The sequence below is a fragment of the Oscillospiraceae bacterium genome (genome assembly GCA_015065085.1).
GTDB lineage: Bacteria > Bacillota > Clostridia > Oscillospirales > SIG627 > SIG627.
Genome location: SVQW01000002.1, coordinates 122341 through 144665, shown reverse-complemented (window position 1 = coordinate 144665; position 22325 = coordinate 122341). Strand labels below are relative to the sequence as shown.

The 22325-nt window shown below is 42.3% G+C and carries 18 protein-coding genes and 1 tRNA gene; 15 read left to right on the top strand and 4 right to left on the bottom strand.

The annotated features are described in order from the left end of the window. Positions 1-7: 7 nt before the first annotated feature. Positions 8-859 carry a hypothetical protein gene (locus E7588_03225; GenBank protein ID MBE6688273.1) on the bottom strand — a complete coding sequence of 284 codons (852 nt, stop codon included), beginning with the start codon at positions 857-859 and terminating at the stop codon, positions 8-10. 148 nt (positions 860-1007) lie between these two features. Here E7588_03225 and E7588_03220 point away from each other — a divergent pair, with 148 nt between their 5' ends. The 10 genes from E7588_03220 (at position 1008) to E7588_03175 (ending at position 14999) form a co-directional block, all read left to right on the top strand. Beyond that, the gene (locus tag E7588_03220) at positions 1008-2858 is read left to right on the top strand and encodes an alpha-galactosidase (GenBank protein MBE6688272.1); all 1851 of its coding nucleotides are present in this window, start codon (positions 1008-1010) and stop codon (positions 2856-2858) included. Between the two features lie 10 nt (positions 2859-2868). Further along, positions 2869-3759, top strand: a complete 891-nt coding sequence (locus E7588_03215) for a helix-turn-helix domain-containing protein (GenBank protein ID MBE6688271.1) — start codon at positions 2869-2871, stop codon at positions 3757-3759. A 45-nt stretch (positions 3760-3804) separates the two neighbouring features. Further along, positions 3805-5694, top strand: coding sequence for a hypothetical protein (locus E7588_03210; GenBank protein ID MBE6688270.1), 1890 nt, complete (start codon positions 3805-3807; stop codon positions 5692-5694). 133 nt (positions 5695-5827) lie between these two features. Continuing rightward, positions 5828-6448: a YitT family protein gene (locus tag E7588_03205; protein ID MBE6688269.1), complete on the top strand. Its 621-nt coding sequence runs from the start codon at positions 5828-5830 to the stop codon at positions 6446-6448. Further along, on the top strand, positions 6441-8153 hold the full coding sequence (locus E7588_03200) for a hypothetical protein (protein MBE6688268.1): 1713 nt from the start codon (positions 6441-6443) through the stop codon (positions 8151-8153). Before E7588_03205 ends, E7588_03200 begins: the two co-directional genes overlap by 8 nt. Then, a complete protein-coding gene (locus E7588_03195) occupies positions 8150-9499 on the top strand; it encodes an amidohydrolase (GenBank protein MBE6688267.1) in 1350 nt (449 codons plus the stop codon). The genes E7588_03200 and E7588_03195 overlap by 4 nt, the downstream gene beginning before the upstream one ends. A 311-nt stretch (positions 9500-9810) precedes the next feature. Continuing rightward, positions 9811-10674: a LysR family transcriptional regulator gene (locus tag E7588_03190; GenBank protein ID MBE6688266.1), complete on the top strand. Its 864-nt coding sequence runs from the start codon at positions 9811-9813 to the stop codon at positions 10672-10674. Between the two features lie 103 nt (positions 10675-10777). Then, positions 10778-10850, top strand: a tRNA-Ala gene (locus tag E7588_03185). Between the two features lie 232 nt (positions 10851-11082). After that, entirely contained in the window at positions 11083-13611 is a 2529-nt protein-coding gene (locus tag E7588_03180) for a hypothetical protein (GenBank protein ID MBE6688265.1), read from the top strand. A 17-nt stretch (positions 13612-13628) separates the two neighbouring features. Beyond that, complete coding sequence (locus E7588_03175; protein ID MBE6688264.1) at positions 13629-14999, top strand: sodium-dependent transporter; 1371 nt, start codon at positions 13629-13631, stop codon at positions 14997-14999. A 167-nt stretch (positions 15000-15166) separates the two neighbouring features. On the opposite strand, the gene E7588_03170 is transcribed toward E7588_03175, so the two are convergent. Together E7588_03170 and E7588_03165 are read right to left on the bottom strand one after the other, a co-directional pair. Then, complete coding sequence (locus tag E7588_03170) at positions 15167-15763, bottom strand: hypothetical protein (protein ID MBE6688263.1); 597 nt, start codon at positions 15761-15763, stop codon at positions 15167-15169. A gap of 12 nt (positions 15764-15775) precedes the next feature. Next, complete coding sequence (locus tag E7588_03165; protein MBE6688262.1) at positions 15776-16048, bottom strand: hypothetical protein; 273 nt, start codon at positions 16046-16048, stop codon at positions 15776-15778. Positions 16049-16255: 207 nt separating this feature from the next. Here E7588_03165 and E7588_03160 point away from each other — a divergent pair, with 207 nt between their 5' ends. The 4 genes from E7588_03160 to E7588_03145 all read left to right on the top strand — a co-directional run bounded on the left by E7588_03160 (position 16256) and on the right by E7588_03145 (position 20934). After that, the gene (locus E7588_03160; protein ID MBE6688261.1) at positions 16256-17893 is read left to right on the top strand and encodes a PAS domain-containing protein; all 1638 of its coding nucleotides are present in this window, start codon (positions 16256-16258) and stop codon (positions 17891-17893) included. A gap of 17 nt (positions 17894-17910) precedes the next feature. Next, the gene (locus tag E7588_03155) at positions 17911-18585 is read left to right on the top strand and encodes a response regulator (protein MBE6688260.1); all 675 of its coding nucleotides are present in this window, start codon (positions 17911-17913) and stop codon (positions 18583-18585) included. A gap of 187 nt (positions 18586-18772) precedes the next feature. Further along, the gene (locus E7588_03150) at positions 18773-20413 is read left to right on the top strand and encodes a ribulokinase (protein ID MBE6688259.1); all 1641 of its coding nucleotides are present in this window, start codon (positions 18773-18775) and stop codon (positions 20411-20413) included. Then, entirely contained in the window at positions 20413-20934 is a 522-nt protein-coding gene (locus E7588_03145; protein MBE6688258.1) for a GNAT family N-acetyltransferase, read from the top strand. Before E7588_03150 ends, E7588_03145 begins: the two co-directional genes overlap by 1 nt. 7 nt (positions 20935-20941) lie before the next feature. Here E7588_03145 and E7588_03140 read toward each other — a convergent pair whose 3' ends face one another. Then, positions 20942-21472 (bottom strand): hypothetical protein, encoded by a 531-nt coding sequence (locus tag E7588_03140; GenBank protein ID MBE6688257.1) that lies wholly within the window; start codon positions 21470-21472, stop codon positions 20942-20944. Positions 21473-21552: 80 nt separating this feature from the next. Here E7588_03140 and E7588_03135 point away from each other — a divergent pair, with 80 nt between their 5' ends. Continuing rightward, the gene (locus tag E7588_03135; protein MBE6688256.1) at positions 21553-22305 is read left to right on the top strand and encodes an alpha/beta hydrolase; all 753 of its coding nucleotides are present in this window, start codon (positions 21553-21555) and stop codon (positions 22303-22305) included. Positions 22306-22325: the final 20 nt, after the last annotated feature.

Here is a 22325-nt window from a genome sequence, read left to right as displayed (position 1 = left end):
GCACTTTTTATAATAACACGGCAATGAAAATACCTGTAAGAACGATTGCCGTACACATAAGCTTGTACAGAATGTGCTTTTCTTTAAATGCCAGCCAGCCCGTAAGTACCGTGACAATCACCGAAGATTGCTTTATTATCGTCATAAGTGTTACTTCGCTGGCGGGAGAAGCATTGGCTTCGAAGAGGAGCTTGTCTCCAACAACAAGGGAAATGCTCATAAGCGGTATCCAGTAATTGGTTTTTATGTGCTTTACCGAAATGCGTTCTCTCTTTATCACAAGCACTGCACCGTAAATTACCGTCATGAAAAGCATAAACCAGAACTGAAGCTGTGCGGATTCCATGTACTGCATCAGTACCTTGTCCATTGTACCCGAAAGTGCATTGAAAAAGCAGTTGAGAAGTGCAGCCATGAGAATGGAAAACGACATACCCTTTGAAGATGTATCCTTTTTTAGATTTACCAGCATAAGTCCTGTTACTACCAGTATAACCCCCACGGCTTTCTGCCAGGTGAAGCTTTCACCCAGTGCAAAAACTCCCAGCATTGTGGAGAATACCATACGCGACAGATCCATTATTCCGAAAAGGCTGACCGACATGCTTTTCAGCGCTATAAAGGAGAAAAGCCATGCAGTGCACACCACTGCCGCTTTAATGAATATAAGGAATATGTAAAACGGCTTAAGTGAAAATGCCGATGCCGAAAATGGAATTGTCAGTATCAGACCTATGAGTGTATAGAAAAATAAAATTTCGTTTGCTCCGCTTTTTTTGATGGCGGCTTTTTTCATTCCGTCACGTGAGCCTTTAAGCAAGCTGTATAAAAAAACAAATAATACCCAGATATTATCCATAATTCACCTCGTTTTGCAGTCAACTCATACATTATACACCTGCAGGCTTTTAAAATCAAGTAAGTAAAATACAAAAAATATGTTGAAATTTCCTGTCTGATATTGTATAATGTTCCTGTAAACAAACAGAAACAAGGATGGATGCGTTATGAACAGAATTCTTACCGAAAATCATTTTCAGCTTTGGAATGTGTGCTCACTTTCGGAAATCCCCGAGGCGACGCTTGAAATTTCCGACGGCAGAATATTTGCCGATTACGGTAAGTATACGCTCACTGCAGATATAAGACAAAAGAACGATGGTATTTTTTCCCGCAGAGACCGCCTTGAAAATACAAGTGACGCGCCTCTTACATTTACTGCACTTCGCTCGCGCATAACCTTTGACGGCGGTGAATATGAGGTGTATACTCAGTTTAACAGCTGGCAGAACGAAAGTATGGGTCAGTGGCATATGCTTAACACCGAAATATCTGCGCATACCGATTCTGTGCGTTCGGCAAACGGTGCCGCTCCGTTTATGGCGCTGTGGAGCTGTCAGGCTAACCGAGGCATGGTGTTCCATCTTATTGCCGACTGCTCATGGAACATGACGGCACAGCGATGTGCCGCCCCCGGTGAAAACAGCTATGTTGCTATGGAATTGGGAATGTGGTCGAACAACATGGTGTACACGGTGAATGCCGGCGAAAGCATAGATTTGCCTGAAATACTATACTATGAATTTACAGACAGACGGGATTTTGAATGTTACAGACTTCATCGTTACTGCAATATCAATATGCCTCGCCGTGCTCTTCCTGTTATTTATAATACATGGCTGTACCGCTTTGACCGCATTGATTTTGAAAGCACCATGAAGCAGATTCCTGCCGCCGCAAAACTTGGTGCGGAATACTTTGTGATTGATGCGGGTTGGTTCGGAAACAGTGCGGGCTGGGTGACAAATATAGGCGATTGGACGGAAAATCTCAATTCGGGATTCAAGGGACGGATGGCGGAAATTGCGGACGAAGTGCGACGCAACGGAATGAAATTCGGACTGTGGTTTGAACCTGAGCGTACTATGGAGAACACCAATTCACTGAATTGCCACCGTGACTATTTTATAAAATATAAGGGTACGTATTTTGCGGATTTTTCACGCAGTGAGGTAAGAGATTTTATATTTGATGCCGTCAGCGGCGTTATTGACCGGTTTGGTGTTGAATATGTCAAATTTGATTTCAATGCCGACCTTGAATTTGATACTACGGGAAGGGCTTTTGTAAAATATTTTGAGGGCTACCGTCAGCTCATAAAGCGTTTCCGTAATGAATACCCCGAGCTTTATATTACAAATTGTGCCTCGGGTGGATTGAGAATGACTCTTTCGAATTGCAGAGATTTTGACAGCTTTTGGCCTTCGGATAACCAAAGCCCTTATCACGGCATGAGAATATTCAAGGAATCAATGCTGCGTCTTCCGCCCCAGGTGATAGAACGCTGGGCGGTGCTTGGAGCGTCAAGTGTTGGTATGGATGGGTATGATGAAGAGAATCCCGAGCATGTTTTTGCTACCGGAGATGCCGTGTGCGAAAGACTTAGTGATGTTTCGCCAAGCTGGCTTAAAGGCTTTCTTTCTGCAGGGACGATAGGCTTCAGCTGTGATGTGGCTCATTTTTCACCCGAGACGCAAAGTATGCTGTGCGGAATGGTTGCGGATTTCAAGAAACAGAGAGCTTTCTGGAGCAATGCTGAATGCCGTATTTTGTGTGATACAAAATCCTTTACCGTGCTCCAGTTCAATGACAGAGATTTTAAAAACATAAAAGTGCAGATCTTCTCAAACAAGCTTGTTCAGACGGGTGTTACCGTGTATCCGTGTGTCGATGAAAACAAAACCTACCATATCGCAGGCGGTGAGCGTGTAATCGGAGCACAGCTCAATAAAAACGGCATTTACCGCAAAACGGAGGGCAATTTCAAAATGATGCAGATTGAAATATCGGCAGAGTAATAAGCGTTTAATGCTTTGTAAAAGAGGTATTATGAAAATATTCACACCGAAAAATTCATTCAAAAACGGAGAAATTATAAATGTAAAGCGTCTTGCGGCAGACCACGACACTTACAGTCACAGACATGAGTTTGTGGAGCTTGTGTACATACGCTCGGGCAAGGGAGTGCACATCATAAATGACCGCGTGTATGAGGTTACCAAAGGTGATCTGCTTTTCATAAATTATTCTCAGGTGCATGAAATAAAGCGCTCGGATATGGAGTTTGTAAACATTCTGTTCAAGCCTGAGTTTATGAGTGAAAAGCTGGTAAATTCTGAAAACATTTTTGATATATTCGCTCTTGAAAGGTTTGATTCCATAACAGGGGAGTATAACGGACTGGAGCGTATACCGTTCCGCGGCAGTGAGCTTGCCGTGATTGAAAAAACAGTGGATGTCATGATAGAGGAGTATGAACAGAAAAAGGATGGCTACAACACTGTTCTGTATGGCTGTCTGCAAGTGATTTTTGCCATGATGATACGTAAGCTGCGCGAGCATACGGGTGCAGAGTACAGTAAATTTGTGTCGGATATAACTTCATATATCGACACCCATATTTCGGAAAGAATTACTCTTCGTGATATATCCGCCGACTGTTTTTATAATCCATCATATTTCAGCCGCAAATTCAAGGAGTGCTACGGCAGGAATCTGACTGACTATATACGCGAAAAACGGCTTGAAAAAGCCCTGGAACTTTTGGAAAACACCGATATGACGGTGACGGATATCTGCCTTGACTGCGGATTTGCGGGCAAGACACAGTTTTACCGTCTTTTCAATGATTATTACGGCATAACGCCCGTAAAGTACAGAAAAAGTAAAGAATTGTCACCAAAGAGTGAGGATAAGTAAATAAATGATATTGTAACAAAGCTCCTTTCATGTTAAAATGTACGCATGAAAGGAGTTTTTGTTATGCTTGATTATGAAGTTAAAGACCGTGTCCGTAAAGCTCCACTTGAAAATGTAAAGGTCAAGGGATATCCCGGAGAGCTCATGGATACATTTTTTTCTCAGAGAATATTTTCCGACCATGCCCGCAATATGGTTTATAAAGAAGCGGAGGATGCCTTTGTTAACTGTGTGGATGATGACAGCGAAATATACGGTGTGGGAATATGGCAGGGCGAATTCTGGGGTAAATGGATAATAAGTGCCTGCCGTGTGTACAGATATACGGGTGAGAGCAGCCTTAAGGAATTTATACATAAAGGCGCATTAAAGCTTATTTCTTTGCAGAGAGAGGACGGGTATCTGGGAACATATAAAACCTCGCACAATTTTATTTCCGCTCCGCCAGAAAAGACCTCAAATAACTGGAACTGGAATATCTGGTGCAGAAAATATACCCTTTGGGCAATGCTGGAGTGTTACGGCATAACAGACGATAAAAGGGTTCTTGATTGCTGTACGGGTATGGCGAACCAGCTTATTTCTGAACTCAAACAAACAAATACTGATATAGGCGATACGGGCACATTCAAGGGTATGCCCAGCTGCTCCATCATGAAGCCCATGCTTATTCTTTACCGTCTGACGGAGGATAAAAAGTATCTGGATTTCTGTCTGAGTATAGCCGACCGCTGGGAAAATTCCCGTATTATGCCCGGACTGATTGCCAATGCTCTCAGCAAAAAACCGCTTACTCAGTGGTATGAGGGACCGTCCAACAAATGGGCAAAGGCTTATGAAATGATGTCCTGCTTCGACGGCATATGCGAGCTTTACCGCGTGACGGGAAATAAAAAGTATCTTGATGCCTGCGAAAGCTTTTACGATATTCTCATGGAGCACGAGAAAAATTTGCTGTTCAGCGTTGCGTATAACGATGTTTTCGGCGATGCAGCTTACGGTATCAACAGCCTGACCGAGCCTTGCGATGTGATACATCTTATGCGCCTGTGCCATGAGCTTTTCTGCATTACGGGTAAAGCAAAATATATGGATACCTTTGAAATGGCCTTCTATAATCCATTTATGGCCAGTGCATTCAAGGACGGCAAATGGGGAGCACGTGCCGCAAGGGCATCGGGCAGGCATCTTGTTGCCAAGCTTCAGGCGAGATTTGTATACAACCACTGCTGTGTCAACAATATGCCGCGCGGCTTTATGAATATGGCGGAAAGCTGTATTATGACGGACGGTGAGGCGGTTGTAATCAATTTCTATTCACCCTGTGAGGTGTGCATCGACGGGGTCAAGGTCATTTGCGATGGTGATTATATAGCCGACGGCAAGGCTGAAATAACTGTGGATTTCAGGGACTCTGATATAAGAAAAATACGTATGCGTATCCCCTCATACAGCACTGTCAACAAAATCACTGCCGAGGGTGTGACTTATACACCCGAAAGAGGGTTCTTTACCCTTGATGCAAAATCGGACAAGGTTAAAATACTGGCTGAGTTTGATGACAGCACGGAGGTACGCCTCATATCACCTGTGCCCGAAAAGGCATTTGACTGGAAAGCGTCAAGGTTTGATGAGTGGGATTCCGACGGGAACGTGGATTCCGTTTTGTATTTGAGCGCACCGCGTTATATTATCCGTAAGGGTGTTTCGCTTCTCTGCCGTACAAAGCTTATAGGAAATACGGAGGAGGAAATGTTCTCTTCTCCCATTACGGCAGATAATCTCACCTGCACTGCCGAAAGAATTGAAAAGCCAAATGTCAATACGGCGTACACACTTACATTTTCCGACGGCAGCCGTGCGGATGCATGCGACTATGCCTCGGGAACAAATATCATGAGCGATGATAAAAGACTTTTCAGCATTTATTTTTGATAAATAATAAACATTCGGGCGCGTTGCTTTTTAGGGGAAACGTGCCCGAATTTTTCTTTTTTACGTTTTTGTGTTGACATTTTATTGCTCGGACAGTATAATATCAACAAAGTAACAATTTAAGGGGTGCTATATGCAATTTGAGAAAGTAAAGGATTATACTCTGATAGTAATCGGCGGATTGCTTTATGCCGTCAGTACCAATTTCTTTATATTTCCCCATGCACTGCTTTTGGGCGGAACCAGCGGTATATCCGTTATACTTGAAGCATTTTTGCCGTTTTCCCCTGGTGTTATACTTATGGTTATAAATTTTGCATTACTGATACTGGCGTTTGCGGTTCTGGGACGCGGTATGGCTGTAAGGACATTGGTGGGTTCGGTTGTTACAACTCTTTTTATAGGGCTTATGGACATTGCTTTCCCTGTCAGCTCTCCCGTGGTATCCGATGTATTTATTTCTTCGGTGGTTGGCGCGGCAATAATAGCGCTTGCAAGCGGTGTAATGTTTTATGTTGATTCAAGCTCGGGTGGTACAGATATTATTGCATTGATAGTAAGAAAATTCAGCCGTATGGACATAGGAAAGGCACTTCTTGTCACTGATATTGCCATAGTTGTTGCAGGCGGAATGCTGTCGGGGTGGAGCATTGCGATATGCTCTTTTGTTGGCCTTCTGATTAAAACTCTCGGTATAGATGCAGTTATCGGGATTATAAAACACAAAAAAGACGGGGATTATAAAAATGTTTGAATTAAAAACTACGTTTATCGAATATGCGGATGGCACGGTTATACCCTGCTTGCGTGAAGCAAACCTGAAAAATGTTTGCAGAGATGTGTATGAAGTGTCTTTGAATGTGCCTTATGGAAATAAATCCGTGCGCAAAATAAAGTATGTTTTTGATGTACAGGCGGATTTTGAGTATGCTATGGTTCACGACTTTTTTGACAGTGGCTTTAAAAGCGTGAAAAACCTTGAAGAGGATACGAGAAGTAAGTTTTATATGTCGCTGATGGACAAAAACGGCGTGGGAATAACATTTGCAGTTAAGCTTCCCTGCAAGTTTTATTCCGAGATGCATTATTTCCGCGACAAAAATGAAATGGTACTTGAAACCGTTGTGCCTTTTTCCTATAAAGGCGATATACCTGCCGAGACTTTCATCATTGCATGCGGTATGACACACGGAGATGCGCTAAGGCTTATTGCGGAGAAAAACGGTACTCCGCAGAAATGGGAAAATGTTATAGGCTGGGGAAGCTGGGATTACTATTTCACTTCCGTCACAGAGGATGACGTAAAGGAAAACACTGATTTTATATATGCCGATGATACCTTGCGGGAAAGGATAAAGTATATAGCCATAGACGACGGCTGGCAGCAGCGCGAGGGCGATTGGCGCGAGGGTATAAGATTCCCCGGAGGACTTAAGAAAACAACGGAATATATCAATTCAAAGGGCTACACCGCAGGTATATGGACGGCACCGACAAGACTGCATTATCTGTGCGGAACCGTTATGCGCCGTAATGATTTTTTGGTGCTTGATGAGTACGGCGACCCCATAATGGACGAGGAGTTTTATGTTCTTGACCCCACTCATCCCGAGGGTGAGAAATTCGTAAAGGAAATTTTCTCCTACCTTAAAGATGCGGGCTTCGGATTTTATAAAATAGATTTTATCAGTAACCTTCTCAAATGCGATCGTTTTCATGACAGCACCGCAGGTCATTATGATGCTTTGAAGAAGTTAATATCCGCTATCAGGGAAAGCGTAGGAGAGGAAAGCCACATAATGGGATGCTCTCTTCCTTACGGATACGGCGGAGACGGAGTTAACTCCAGACGTACGGGGCTTGACATTCACAACACCTGGAACCATATCGTGAAATGCAGTGAAATATACTATCCTGCCATACCCGCACAGAGAAATATATATCAGAATGATATGGATTATCTTGTTGTCCGCGGACCCGAAACCTCGTTTGAAAGGGACACAAATGTCCTTAATCCCAAAAAGGGATATTACAAAGCGGTAAAAAGCGAAAAATTCCGTTGGCGTGAGGGAGAGGATTTCAATTACAACGAAGCAAAGTTCTGGTGTACCCAGATACTTATGACCGGTTCGTCTGTGATTCTGAGTGATAAGCTCAGCCTTCTTAACGATAAAGGCTTAAAGCTTGCGAAAACCACAGTGAAGTACGCCGACTTTTATGCGTCGGTACCTGTGGACACGGGAGCCGAGCTTCCGCAGGTGTGGTTCAAAAAGGGTGCAGATGCACTGTATATCTTTAATTTTACCGAGCAGGATAAGACATATAATATTGACGTAATGAAGATTTTCGGACGTGATGTTAAGCTGACGGATATATTTGAAAATGCAGAATATACTTCCCGAAACGGAACACTTTCGCTTACACTTCGTAAGCATTGCAGCCTTGCACTGTATTTATGAATTTAAAGGAGAAATACATGGAAAAGCTTTTTGCGGCGGTAGATAAAAACCGTAATCTCATTTTTGAAGCACACGATTATATATGGAAAAATCCCGAAACAGGTTATAAGGAATGGAAGACCTCGGCATATCTTGAAGAAAAGTTTACTGCCTTGGGGTATGAGCTTATACGTGCGGGCGATATTCCCGGATTTTATACTGTTCTTGATACAGGTATCCCCGGTCCCGAGGTGCTTATTCTGGGTGAAATGGATTCTCTGATATGTCCTAACCACAAGGAGGCTGACCCTAACACGGGTGCGGTTCATGCCTGCGGACACAGTGCTCAGAGCGCGGCATTGCTGGGAATAGCGGCGTCACTCAAGGAGCCCGGTGTACTGGAGGGCATGTGCGGAAGAATACGTCTTTGTGCCGTGCCTGCCGAGGAGCTTATTGAAATAGGCTATCGCAGACAACTTAAGGATAAGGGAATAATTAAATATTTCGGCGGTAAGCCTGAATTTCTGCGCCGCGGTTATTTTGACGGAGTTGATATCGCTTTTATGGTGCACACTTCCACAGCACTTTCGGCAAACAGAGGAAGTGTTGGATGCGTCGCAAAGAATATCACGTATAAGGGTGTGTCTGCACACGCGGGCGGAAGCCCCTGGAACGGTTGCAATGCGCTTTATGCGGCAACACAGGGCCTTTCTGCCGCAAATGCGTTACGTGAAACCTTCAAGGAAAGTGATTATATCCGTTTCCATCCCATCATTACCCATGGTGGCGAGGCAGTTAACGCCATTCCCGAAAAGGTTACGATAGAGGCATATGTGCGCGGAGCAAGCTTCGATGCAATAAGATTGGCAAACAAGCGCATCAATCGTGCTCTTTGCGGCGGTGCACTGTCGATGGGAGCAAATATCGAAATTGACGATATTCCCGGTTACAGCCCTCTCAGAAATGACATGAATCTGCACAAACTGATGATGGAGACCGCAAAAAAAGCATATCCGGATGTTGAATTCTTCGATAATCCCGCCATATCTACGGGCAGTACGGATATGGGTGATATTTCATCGGTTATTCCTGCGCTTCATCCTTACGCACCCGGTGCAAGGGGAACAAGCCACGGTGCGGATTATATCATTGCGGATGTTGAAAAGGCGTGCGTAAGCTGTGCAAAATGGCAGCTTGCAACACTGTACCGTTTGCTTTGCGACAATGCTTCATATGCCCAAAAGGTGATAGACGAGTTTGAACCCACATTTGCATCAAAACAGGAGTTCTTTGATTATTTGGATACACTTTGGGCATCGGGAGAGCGTATATCCTATTGTGAAGACAAGGCGGAAATAAAATTATAAAATGTACGGTATCTTTAAACGGATTTAATGTAAAAAACACATTTTGTAGGGGCGGACGCCCACATCTGTTCATTGTTTTAGGGCTGATGTAGGCATTGACCCCTACATTTTTTTGTGCATCTATGTAGATAATGTCGATGAGACAGCCATGCTTTTAAACAATTTTTTCAAAACGTTTACCGCGTTTGTTTAATAATTTGTAAATTATAGTAAATATTATTGTGGCATATCTTGAAATTTACTGTAATTTGTGATATAATGCGACTATACAAACAAAAGTATACAGTCTTCAATGTGGCAACGAGGTAAAAATGGAAATATTACAGCTCAAGTATTTTATGCATGTTGCAAGAACCGAAAATATTTCTCATACGGCAAGTATTTTTATGGTACCGCCGTCGGGAGTTTCGGCAACTATAAAAAAATTGGAAAACGAACTTAACGTAAAGCTTTTTGATCGCACAGCCAACACTTTGCGTCTTAATGAATACGGCAAGATATTTCTTCGTGCGCTGGAAAACAGCGAGAATGAGATAAGAAAGGCAACTATCGAGATGCTCAATCTCAATTCTCAGCCTTCGGGTGAAATAAATCTTCTTGTTATGACCAACCGACGCATAGTAACAAATGTTATTTCGCTTTTCAGACAGAAATATCCCGCTGTTTCATTTAACATCAAGCACTCCGATCACGGCGACAACATCAACCGTTCGCAGTATGATATAATAATTTCAGACAGCGACATTAAAAACGATGCTTTCACGAGCTGGCTTTTTGTTCATGATGAAATCTTTCTTGCGGTTCATAAGGATAATCCCGTTTCCAGAATGTCTTCCGTTAATCTAAAGCATCTTTCGGGTGAAAAATTTATATGTATGCCCAGCGGCACCAGTATGGGCGATTATGCCGAAAAGCTTTTGCGCGAAAACGGTGTAAAGCATGATGTAATTATTGAATGTGATGACCCTTACTTCATAAGAGAATATGTAAAGCTGGGTATGGGTGTTACGCTGTACCCCCGTGTTTCCTGGGGAAGAGAGTCTGAAGAACATATAAAACTTGTACATATCAATGACGGACTTCATCGCGATTCCTACATATACGTAAATAAGAATTCCGGCGTGGCATCAAAGATATTTGCCGAAATGCTGGAGTATCACAAGTCCCAGGAGTAAAGATCAATAATCATTTGCAAAAACATGTTTTTATGCAGTATCCGATATAAGTTCAGCTCTTTTTGGTTATACTGCTCCCGTCGGTATTCAATCGGCGGAATTCGGGGCATTAGCGCAGTTGGGAGCGCATCACACTGGCAGTGTGGGGGTCAGGGGTTCAAGTCCCCTATGCTCCATAGAAAAAGCACTTCTTTACCGAAGTGCTTTTTTCGTTGTAATTTGGTTTTTAACGGATAAAATCTTTACGATGAGAGCCGTTTTTGCAGTGATGTAAAGCGGATTTCGTTCTTCAAAAAGTAAATACTCAGCATCAGATGTGCTTTTACCAAATAAACAAAAAATGTAAAAGGGCTTTACATAAGTCCTTTTTTGTGTTATACTGAGTAAAACAAATCAGAGGTGTTGAAGTTGGATAATCGTATTTTTGATGTACTTTCACAAAATCCGGACAATTACATTGCACCGTTTCTGTGGCTCCACAATGAGGATGACGAAAAAATAGTTGCTGAGCTTGAAAAAATATACGAAAGCGGTATACGTGCCGTTTGTCTGGAATCACGGACACACGAGGAATTCTGCAACGCAGATTGGTGGAGCGATTGCCGTCTTATATTTGATTTCTGCGCAACGCATGGCATGAAAGCGTGGATATTGGACGATAAGCATTTTCCTTCCGGCTATGCCAACGGATATATAGCACAGCACCGTGAGTATGCCCAATGGAATATAACCGAGCGTCATATGGATGTCCCGGGACCTGTTACCGAAGGGTGCGCACTGGCGGATGTGTGGCGGGAAGCGGAGGACGAAGAAATACTGGCAGTGTTCGCCTGTGAGCATATACCTGACAGCAAGGTACTTACCGGTAATATTATCGATCTGAGCGGTAATTTAAAAGACGGAAATGTATATTTTGATCTTCCCGAGGGTATGTGGCGTATAGTGTTTCTCATAAAGGCGCAAAGCGTACTGAAAGACCGCACTTTGCAATATTGCGATAAGCTCAATCCTGAGGCAACAAGGGTATACATACGCGAAGTTTATGACAAGCACTATGAAAACCTGGGCGAATATTTCGGCAATGTTTTTGCAGGATTTTTCTCGGATGAACCCGGTTTCAGAAATAACCATAATAACCCTTTTACCGTTCTCGGTGAGATATTTACCTATTATCCCTGGCATGAAAGTGTTGCAAAGCATTTTGAAAAGCTGTACGGTACAAACGGTATGCGCAATCTTCTGGCACTGTGGTTTGAGTTCCGTGACATCGGCCACGAAGAGTACCGTGTGGCATACATGGATTATATCACACATTCATATCATGATAATTTCCCTGCCATGCTGGCCGACTGGTGTCATGAGCATGGTGTGGAATATATAGGACATGTTATTGAGGATAATAACATTCATGCCCGAACTGCATACGGCGCGGGACATTATTTCAGAGCGCTCAGTCCTCAGGATATGTCGGGTATAGATGTGGTGCTCCACCAGATAATGCCGGGACTTACGGAGTGTGCCAACAGCGGATTTGTGAGTTATAAAGAGATGGAAAACCGTTTCTTCAACTACTGTCTTGCAAAGCTCGGTTCATCGCTTGCGCATTATCAGCCACATATGAAGGGCAGGGCAATGTGTGAAATATTCGGTGCTTTCGGTTGGGCGGAAGGCACTAAGTTCATGAAGTATCTGCTTGACCATATGCTGGTGCGAGGTATAAATTTCTATGTCCCCCATGCATTTTCGCCTTTAAGTGATCCCAATGATGTTCCACCGACATTTTATCTTGGCGGACGCAATCCCCAGTATCCGTATTTCAGACTGCTTATGGAATACACTAACCGCATGTGTCATATGCTGAGCGGAGGTGTTCATATAAATACCTGTGCAATCCTTTATGATGCGGAAAACCACTGGACACGTACTGCACGCACTCCGTTGGAGGATATAGCAAAGCTGTTGTATGACAACCAGTTGGATTATGATATTCTCCCTTGTGAGGCTGTTGAAAGCATCGGCCGGGACAATATGCTGGGCAATGAGCAGTATAAGCTTATTCTTGTACCTTATGCGGAATATATGCCTTGCCGTATACGCGATTCGCTTAAAAAAGCCAACACACGGGTAGTTGTTGTGTCGGACAGACGGGATGAAGAGTTTGAAACGGTAAATCCGGATGAGCTGTGCGGTTTTATGCACGCCAACGGATACGTTGACGTTGTAACCGACGGCAGGTATCCAAATCTGAGATATTTACACTATGTACGCGGCGGAGCACATATTTATATGTTCTCCAACGAGGACATAAATAACACTGTATGCGCCGATGTGCGACTTGGTGCATTTGACGGCGGGGAGTATATACTGTACCGCGGATTTGAAAATAAAGCGGAAAAGGTAAAAAGCATTGACGGCAACGTGAAAATATGTCTTGCTCCTTACAATTCGGTGCTCGTAATCTTCGGTGATGTATCTGATGATCAAGTGGAATGGGAGATGAAGAAAAATATTGTTTCGTCAATTACCCCGTCCTGCAGCTACGAAATACATCTCAGAGAGGCGGATGCAGACAGCTTTTCACCGTATAAAACTACCGGAAATCTGTTCAGCATAAACGGCAGACATGGCGTTCCCGATTTTGCCGGAGATATACGGTATCAAACGCATATTACCGTTCCGGAAAGCGGAAATTACATTCTCGACCTTGGAAATGTCGGTGAAACAGCTTGCGTGAAAATCAACGGAAAAGATGCAGGTACAAGAATTTTCCCGCCTTACAGATTTGATATTTCGGAATTTGTAGTGCAGGGCAGTAATGAATTGGAAATAACGGTTACCAATAATGCCGCGTATAAATTCCGTGACAGATTTTCAAAATATGTGCTGCTTGAGCCTACCGGTCTTATCGGACCTGTAAAGCTTGAACAATATAAATAAGCAGAAAGGAAAAAACAATGAAAGAAAGAGAAAAATTTTCGTCAAGACTTGGATTTATTCTTATTTCCGCAGGCTGTGCCATTGGACTTGGCAATGTATGGAGATTCCCTTACATTACCGGTAAATACGGCGGCGCGGCATTCGTTCTGGTGTATCTGTTCTTCCTTGTGATTTTCGGTTTGCCTGTTATGGCAATGGAATTTTCCGTCGGAAGAGCCAGCCGTAAGAGTGTAGCTCAGTCCTTCCGCGAGCTGGAGCCTAAGGGCACAAAGTGGCATTGGTACAGCGCTTTGGCGGTTGCGGGCAACTATCTTTTGATGATGTTCTATACTGTTATCGCAGGCTGGATGCTTAACTATTTTGTCAAAATGGCAAAGGGTGATTTTGTTGGCGCCGACCCTCAGGCAGTCGGTGAAATATTCGGCAATATGACGCAAAACCCCGGTGAGATGATATTCTGGACAATATTGGTCATTCTGATAAGCTTCGGTGTTTGTTCGCTCGGTCTTAAAAACGGTGTTGAAAAAATAACAAAGATTATGATGCTGTGTCTGCTTGCAATTATGGGTTTGCTGGTTATTCGCGCGGTAACGCTTGACGGTGCGGCAGAGGGACTTAAGTTCTACCTTATGCCCGATTTCGGAAAGATGTTCGAAGCGGGTGCTTTTGAAGTCATTTCCGCGGCAATGGGTCAGGCATTCTTCACCCTCAGTATCGGTATCGGATCCATGGCAATATTCGGAAGCTATATCGGCAAGGACCGCTCTCTCATGGGTGAGTCCCTCAGCATACTCGGACTGGATACCGGTGTTGCGCTTATGTCCGGATTTATTATATTCCCCGCATGCTTTGCTTTCGGTGTTAATCCCGAAAGCGGACCAAACCTTGTTTTCATTACACTCCCCAACATCTTCAATTCCATGGCAGGCGGAAGAATATGGGGCGCACTGTTCTTCGTATTCATGTCTTTTGCGGCACTGTCCACTGTAATTGCGGTGTTTGAAAACATTATATCCTTTGCAATGGACTGGGGCTGGTCACGTAAGAAAGCGGTAATTGTAAATATCGTGCTGATAATTGTACTTTCGTTACCCTGTGTCCTGGGCTTCAATATTCTCAGCGGTTTCGCTCCTTTGGGCGAAGGCACTAACATTATGGACCTTGAGGACTTTATTGTAAGCAATAACCTTCTTCCTCTGGGCTCGCTCGTTTATCTTCTGTTCTGCGTTACACGCTACGGCTGGGGCTGGGATAACTTTATTGCGGAGGTTAACACCGGAAAGGGTCTTAAGTTCCCCAAACAGATTCGATTCTATGTTACTTACATTCTTCCCTTGCTGGTTATCTTCCTGTTCATTCAGGGATATATCGGCATATTCGGAAAATAATATATTGTTTAAAACAAATACCGAGGCATATTAGGTGTGTTCTTAGGGACAGTTTAAACCCCGAAACAAAATTCTGTTTCGGGGTTTATTGTATAAGGTATTAGGATTATCCTAAAATCGTGGAATATGGTACGCATCTTTCCTGCTCGTTAAATTACCGGACGTTTTTATATTGTATAATTATAGTCATTTACACAAAACAATAACCTAACCAAATCATTAAGCGGTCTTTTAGTTTTTAATGGATGCATAAATCCAATGTTATATACAAACGAAACAAACTCTTTTGTTTGTTGCGGGTTCCACACTCTTTTTTCAGAAATATCGCAAAATTCACACTTTTCAGAATCGGCTATATATTTTAACTGCTTGTTTAATTCTGTAATATCATTGTTGTTATCGTAGTTTTTTGCAGACACAATGCCAATTCTGTACTTTTTATTATGTTTTTTAATTTGTGAAATCAGTTTGCGGTAATCATCAGTAAATTTATCTGCCGAAAATTTGAAGCATTCTACATCTTCAATATGCAAAAGTATTGTTTCGGGAGAAAGGTCTGCAACACAATCTGCATAAATGTCAAAAGCCTCGCTGATTGTAAGATTTTCAAAGCTACGATTATAGCAGTTTTCTTTGATACCAAAAGCCTGTCTTAATTCACATAGCGGAATAGAAACATCTTCTTTTCCACCAAAGATAACAATGCCATTTTGCTCTGCAAGTTTGTTTAATACCTTATAATTTTTAATTTCTTGTTCTCTCATCTTTTGCACCCCTTATCTTGATTTATTGTCTAAAGCAACATTTCTGAAATATACCACAATGTTTAGGAGAACGATTGCAAGGTTAAGCAGATAAACGATAAACACATAGTTCATCTGCCCCGAAATAATTTTTGCACCTATTCCTGCTATGTACCCGGTAAAGATTAAAAGAATAAACGGCAGACTTGTTGCTTTCGCCGTCCGTGCTTTGTAAGCCTTAATAACATTGATAGGCCACGACAACCCAAAGCACACCAACATAATTGTTTCAAAAATAGAACTCATAACACAAAACTCCTTTGTTTTTAATTTCGTATTAAAGCCTATCACAACATTGAAACGCTGACAATTTTATGTAAAATATAAACATAATTTGTCGTTTCAGAAAATTTATTTTACTTACAAAAGTCATAAAATAAGATAATAAATTGAAATTTCATCCATTATATGCTATAATTTTAAGTAAGAAAATCAAAAAGGAAGTCCTTTATTATGAAGATAAAGAAGAAATTGAAAAATCCGCAAAAGCAGATTTCAATAAAAAACATACACAGAAAAATATTCACCACGCAACTTATACTCATCATAACCCTTGCTTTGTTTTTGGGCATTTCGGGAACCTTGATAAATATTCATTTTGAAATAGATAAACGAGATCAGAACCTGCAGAACATTGCCGAGGCTGTGGCAAATTCTCCACTTGTGGATGACAAAATTGAAAATCCCGATGATGAAAAAACAACTGAGCTGTTAAATGAGTATCTTGACTCTCTCAAAACAACCCTTGACAATATTGACTTTATATCCTTTGTAAGTCGTGATAATGTTCGTCTGTATCATTCCAATCACGATTTGATTGGTACAGAGTATGACGGAACTATACCTGAATTTGAAAAGGTATCAAAGGAATACTACACAGCAAATGAAACGGGGCCTTCCGGTTCACAGCGCCGTGCGTATGCGGCAGTTTATGATAAAAACGGAAACTACACCGGATTCGTTATGACGATTATGCTTCTTGAAAATATCAAGGCGGAAACCTTGCAGATACTTTTTATCTTTGCGCTCATTACTATTGCCGCAATTTTAATAGAACTGATTATTTCTGCAGAGCTTTCAAGCTCTATTAAAAAGAGCTTGCATGGATATGAACCAAATGTTTTCTCGGCAATGTTTCAAGTTCGTGATAATATTTTGGAATCATTAAACGAGGGTGTACTTGCCGTAGATAAAAACGGAGTTGTGCAGTTTGCAAATCGCTCTGCGGCAAAAATGCTTGGCAAGGAAAAATCAAAAGAGCTTATAAATGCACCATTTACCGATTGCTGTAATGACGGTTTCATACAAAATGTCATCAGAACAGGCGAAAAAGAATTTAACATTCAAGAGCAAAGCATTGATAACAGCAATGTTTTGATTGACTGCATACCTATCAGGGAAAAAAATGACATTATCGGAGCAGTTGCAATTCTTCACAACCGTGAAGAATACACAAAGCTGATGGAAGATCTTGCAGGAACAAGGTATCTTGTGGATTCAATGCGGGCTAACAATCACGATTTCACAAACAAGCTTCATGTTATAATGGGACTGATACAAATGGAAATGTATAACGAAGCGGTATCGTATATTGAAAATATTTCTATTGTGCAGAGAGAAACCATCAGTAAAATTATGTCAGTAGTTGATGAACCAAGTATAGCGGCACTTTTAATAGGTAAAAGTGCAAGAGCTTCGGAACTTAATATAAAGTTTATACTGAGTGAAGAAAGCCACTATTCAAAAACAGATTTATATCTTCCCCCCGAGCTTATGGTTACGGTTATCGGCAACCTTATAGATAATGCGTTTGATGCAATGAATATAAAGGATATAGACAGACAAAAACAACTGCATTTTGGCATCTATTCCCGTGAAGATGCACTCCTTATAACTGTTGACGATACAGGTGTTGGAATCGGTAAAGACAATGTTGAACATATATTTGATAACGGTTTCTCAACCAAAGGCGAAGGTCGTGGCACCGGACTATGTCAGGTAAAGGAAATGGTTGAAGCTGTAGGTGGTAAAATAACGGTTGAATCACAGGAAAATATGGGTACATCATTTACCGTCAGCTTTTCAAAATAACTTTTTGGAGGTGTATTATGTATAAAGTTTTAATCGTAGAAGACGATCCTATGGTCGCTATGATAAATGAGCAATTTGTAAGCCGGCATAAAGACTTTGTGGTTGCACATAAATGTAATGACGGAAAAAGTGCCCTGGAATACCTTGATGAAAACGAGGTTGATTTAATCATCCTTGATGTATTTATGCCTTATATGGATGGCTTTGAAACACTCAGACAGATAAGAAAAAAACAGATTTCCGTTGATGTTATAATGGTAACTGCAGCTAATGAAAGAGAGCAATTAAAAGAGGGACTGCATCTTGGTGTAGTTGATTATTTGGTAAAGCCGTTTACATTTGAAAGATTTAAGGTGGCACTTGATAAATTTATTGCTCAGGTTGAAGCATTGAAAGATTTGGATAAGGTTAATCAGAAAAATATTGACTTTTTGATAGATAAATCAAGGAAGAGGGCAAACGAACTTTATCCGAAAGGCGTACAGGAAAAGACTTTGCAAACCATTATTGAACATTTGAAAGAAAACAAAAACAAATGGCTCACCGGCGATGAAATCGCAGAAAAAGTCGGACTTACCGGCGTTACTGTAAGAAGATATATGACACACCTTTCGGAAACGGGAATGGTTATTGCGGATATGAACTACGGAACCGGAGGCAGACCGCGTATGCTCTACAAGTTGTTAAATTAAAACTAAAGGATAAATAAAGACGGAAAATCTTTTTAGATTTTCCGTCTTTATGGTTAATGTCCTCAAGAACACTAGGCATAAGCCTCGGTATTTGCTTTTTTAAAATAACACTAAAATATTGACAATGCTTTATAAAAGCATTATAATAACGTTATAATAATCATATTACACTTGAAAGGCTTTAAATATGAAAAACTACACAGTAGGTATAGATTATGGTACACTGTCAGGACGTGTTTCCATTGTTGATTGCGAGAACGGAAATGAAATAATGTCAAAAGAACTTGTATATCCTCACGGTGTTATGGAAAAAGCTCTCCCCGACGGCACGCCGCTGGGTGATGACTGGGCGCTTCAGCACCCGGAAGACTATCTTATGGTGATTACCGAAACTCTGCCTGCACTCATAAAGGAAAGCGGCATATCACCGTCGCTTATAAAGGGTGTGGGTGTAGATTTCACCGCCTGCACCATACTTCCCGTATTGAAGGATGCGACTCCGCTGTGTATGCTTCCTCAATATGCATCACAGCCTAACGCATACGCCAAGCTGTGGAAGCACCACGCGGCACAAAAGGAAGCGGATTTTATAAATGAAGTGGCAAAGGCGAGGGGAGAAAAGTGGTTTGAAAGCTATGGCTCCAAAATATCCTGCGAATTCGCCTATCCCAAGATATTGCAGACTCTTCGCGAGGCCCCCGAAATATATGAAAAAGCCGACTACTTCATTGATGCGGGCGACTGGATAATATGGAAACTGTGCGGACAGCAAAAGCGCTCTGCCTGCATTGCCGGTTTCAAGTATTTTTACACCTCCGAGGGCTATCCCTCCGCAGAGTTCAACACCGCACTGGATAAACGCTTTGAAAATCTCGTTTCCCAAAAGCTTAATGCTCCTGTTATTTTTGCAGGACAAAAGGCAGGGGAAATAACCGAAGAAATGTCCCGCGTGACGGGACTTGAAAAGGGCACGGCGGTGTGCTGTGCAATGATAGATGCCCATGCTGCGGCACCTGCACTTAAAATCACCCGTCCCGGCAGACTTTTTGCTATCCTGGGTACGTCGGGTGTGTTCATAATAATGGACCAAAAGGAGCTTTCCGTCAAAGGAATACTGGGCAATGTGGACGGCGGCACAATGGCGGGATATATTGCGTACGAGGCAGGTCAATCCTGCTACGGCGACTCCTTTGCTTGGGTGGTCAAGAATATGTTCCCCGAAGATTATGCCGCAGAAGCGCGTGAAAAAGGCTTGAGCCCTCATCAGCTTCTCACCGAAAAGGCATCAAAGCTTGCTCCGGGCGAAAGCGGACTTATGGTGCTGGACTGGTTTAACGGAAATCGTTCAATACTCAATGATTCTGAATTGAGCGGTATGATACTTGGCATAAATCTGAATACAACACCTGAAGAGGTGTACCGTGCTTTTATGGAGGCTACGTCTTTCAGCACCAAAATAATTATAGATAATTTTGTAAAACACGGCATCGCCGTGGACAGCGTTTACGCTACGGGCGGCATAGCTTCAAAGAACCCTGTGCTTGTACAGATGCTTTCGGACGTTCTGGAGCTTCCCGTATATCTTTCCGAAACCACACAGGGCGGTGCGGTGGGCAGCGCCATATATGCGGCGCAGGCGGCGGGAGTTTTTGATACTCTTGATGATGCGGCACAGGCCATGGGACGTATCAGAGAGGATTATTATAAACCCAACCCCGAAATGTCACCCAAATACCGTGCGCTTTATAAAGAGTACCTTGAACTGCATGATTATTTCGGCAGTGGCGGAAGTGATGTTATGCACAGACTCAGAAAATTGAAAAAATAATGGTGACGGCTATGAGGATTTTCAGATCAATGACCCCCTGTGACCTTGATGAAGTAATGGAAATAGTTGAGGCGGCAAGGGCATATATGAAAAGAAGCGGAATCGACCAGTGGCAGGATGGTTATCCCTCGGCGGATGACTATGCTAAGGATATACAAAACGGCATTGCGTATGTTGCCGAGCAGGACAAAGAGATAATCGGGCTTGCAGCAGTTCACTTCGGTCACGAGGATAATTATGATGCCATGACCGAAGGGAAGTGGCTCACGGATTATGAATACGGGGCAATACACAGAATTGCCGTGAAGGAAAGCCTCAAGGGCGGTGGAATAGGCGGATTTATTGTGGAGAACGCCGTAAGAATGTGCAATGAAAGGGGAATACATTCACTGCGGTGCGATACCCATGAGGATAATATTTCAATGCAGAGGCTTCTCATAAAAAACGGCTTTTCACGTTGCGGAACCGTTCTCATAAATAATAAGACGCTTCCTCGGGTGGCTTTTGAAAGGATAATATAAAGCTTTGTTATCCGTTTATTCCGTAGGTGCCTGTCAAAGGGTCTCTGAACAGGAGGATTTGAGGCGGGTAAAAGGTGAAGATGATAAATAAAGCACCTATCAAACACAACAGTAAAAATGCTGTGCGGTTGAAAGGACATTGAGGCTTATCGGCTTTGAATAGTATTGCTTCTAAAATATATGACGTTGCCGCACTGACAAAGAATATGGTGATATTTACCCAATCGGGTGTGGGACCGAATATTCCGTTTAAGGTGTAAAACAGAACGGGAATGAGAATAAGTCCGATAGAGGTGCCGATAAGCTTTATACACCAGTAGTTTTCTGCTTTCTTAAAGAATCGTCTTTGTATGAGTGCAAAAATGAACATGGGGAAGAATAAAATCTTCATGTGTTCCCAAGTGGATTCGTTGACTGCCGAAATGAGAGCGCTTAAAGTGTTTTCGTTGGTCCAATCGTAAAGAAAATGCAGAATGCTCCCCAAAAAAGAAGTTACGGCAAAGCCGGCGAATTGCCATAAAGCTATGTGTTTCTTCATAAATAACACCTTCCTTTAGTTTTTCATTAGAAAGTATATTTAATTATTTTTTGTTTTATGATGCATGTAGGAGATTTGATATGATAAGTAAATATGATATAGTCTACAAGGATGGTCTTTGCCTGGACCTGCATCTTCCCGAAAGTGCAGATTTTGATTTGTTTGTGTACTTCCACGGCGGAGGCCTCAGCGGAGGCAACAAAAAAAACACAGAGGTTTTTGCAAAAACTCTGGCAAAAAACAGTATTGCAACGGCATCGGTTGAATACAGAATGTACCCTACGGCAAAATTCCCCGATTTCATTGAAGATGCGGCATGCTCTGTAAGATGGCTTAAGGATAACATAGGTGCTTACGGCAAGCTGAACCGCATTTTTGTCGGAGGAAGCAGTGCGGGCGGATACATATCCATGATGCTTTGTTTTGACGGCAGATATTTTGAAAAGGTGGGCGTGAAGCCTACCGATATAGACGCATATATTCACGATGCGGGTCAGCCCACTTCTCATTTCAATGTACTCAAGGAAATGGGAAAGGACAGCAGAAGAGTTATTGTGGACGAAACTGCTCCTATGTTCTTTGTGGGAACCGAAGAAAAGTATCCACCCATGCTTTTTATAGTTTCGGACAATGATATGTTCGGACGTTATGAACAGACTATGCTTATGATCAAAACCCTGGAGCACTTCGGGCATAAGGATAATGTCAAGCTTAAGCTTATGCATTCGAGCCACTGTGCATATATCTACAAGACGGACGAAAACGGAGAGGGTATACTGGGCAACGTTATAAACTCATTTATCAAGGATATTTCGGAAACAAAGAAGCATTAGTTCACATATAAACCCAAAGA

Excerpts from the sequence above, each read along its gene's own strand:
- E7588_03170 (MBE6688263.1), bottom strand. The coding sequence starts at position 15,763 with ATGAGAGAACAAGAAATTAAAAATTATAAGGTATTAAACAAACTTGCA.
- E7588_03165 (MBE6688262.1), bottom strand. The coding sequence starts at position 16,048 with ATGAGTTCTATTTTTGAAACAATTATGTTGGTGTGCTTTGGGTTGTCG.
- E7588_03135 (MBE6688256.1), top strand. The coding sequence starts at position 21,553 with ATGATAAGTAAATATGATATAGTCTACAAGGATGGTCTTTGCCTGGAC.
- E7588_03150 (MBE6688259.1), top strand. The coding sequence starts at position 18,773 with ATGAAAAACTACACAGTAGGTATAGATTATGGTACACTGTCAGGACGT.
- E7588_03220 (MBE6688272.1), top strand. The coding sequence starts at position 1,008 with ATGAACAGAATTCTTACCGAAAATCATTTTCAGCTTTGGAATGTGTGC.
- E7588_03200 (MBE6688268.1), top strand. The coding sequence starts at position 6,441 with ATGTTTGAATTAAAAACTACGTTTATCGAATATGCGGATGGCACGGTT.
- E7588_03160 (MBE6688261.1), top strand. The coding sequence starts at position 16,256 with ATGAAGATAAAGAAGAAATTGAAAAATCCGCAAAAGCAGATTTCAATA.
- E7588_03195 (MBE6688267.1), top strand. The coding sequence starts at position 8,150 with ATGAATTTAAAGGAGAAATACATGGAAAAGCTTTTTGCGGCGGTAGAT.
- E7588_03140 (MBE6688257.1), bottom strand. The coding sequence starts at position 21,472 with ATGAAGAAACACATAGCTTTATGGCAATTCGCCGGCTTTGCCGTAACT.
- E7588_03145 (MBE6688258.1), top strand. The coding sequence starts at position 20,413 with ATGGTGACGGCTATGAGGATTTTCAGATCAATGACCCCCTGTGACCTT.
- E7588_03155 (MBE6688260.1), top strand. The coding sequence starts at position 17,911 with ATGTATAAAGTTTTAATCGTAGAAGACGATCCTATGGTCGCTATGATA.
- E7588_03190 (MBE6688266.1), top strand. The coding sequence starts at position 9,811 with ATGGAAATATTACAGCTCAAGTATTTTATGCATGTTGCAAGAACCGAA.
- E7588_03225 (MBE6688273.1), bottom strand. The coding sequence starts at position 859 with ATGGATAATATCTGGGTATTATTTGTTTTTTTATACAGCTTGCTTAAA.
- E7588_03175 (MBE6688264.1), top strand. The coding sequence starts at position 13,629 with ATGAAAGAAAGAGAAAAATTTTCGTCAAGACTTGGATTTATTCTTATT.
- E7588_03215 (MBE6688271.1), top strand. The coding sequence starts at position 2,869 with ATGCTTTGTAAAAGAGGTATTATGAAAATATTCACACCGAAAAATTCA.
- E7588_03210 (MBE6688270.1), top strand. The coding sequence starts at position 3,805 with ATGAAAGGAGTTTTTGTTATGCTTGATTATGAAGTTAAAGACCGTGTC.
- E7588_03205 (MBE6688269.1), top strand. The coding sequence starts at position 5,828 with ATGCAATTTGAGAAAGTAAAGGATTATACTCTGATAGTAATCGGCGGA.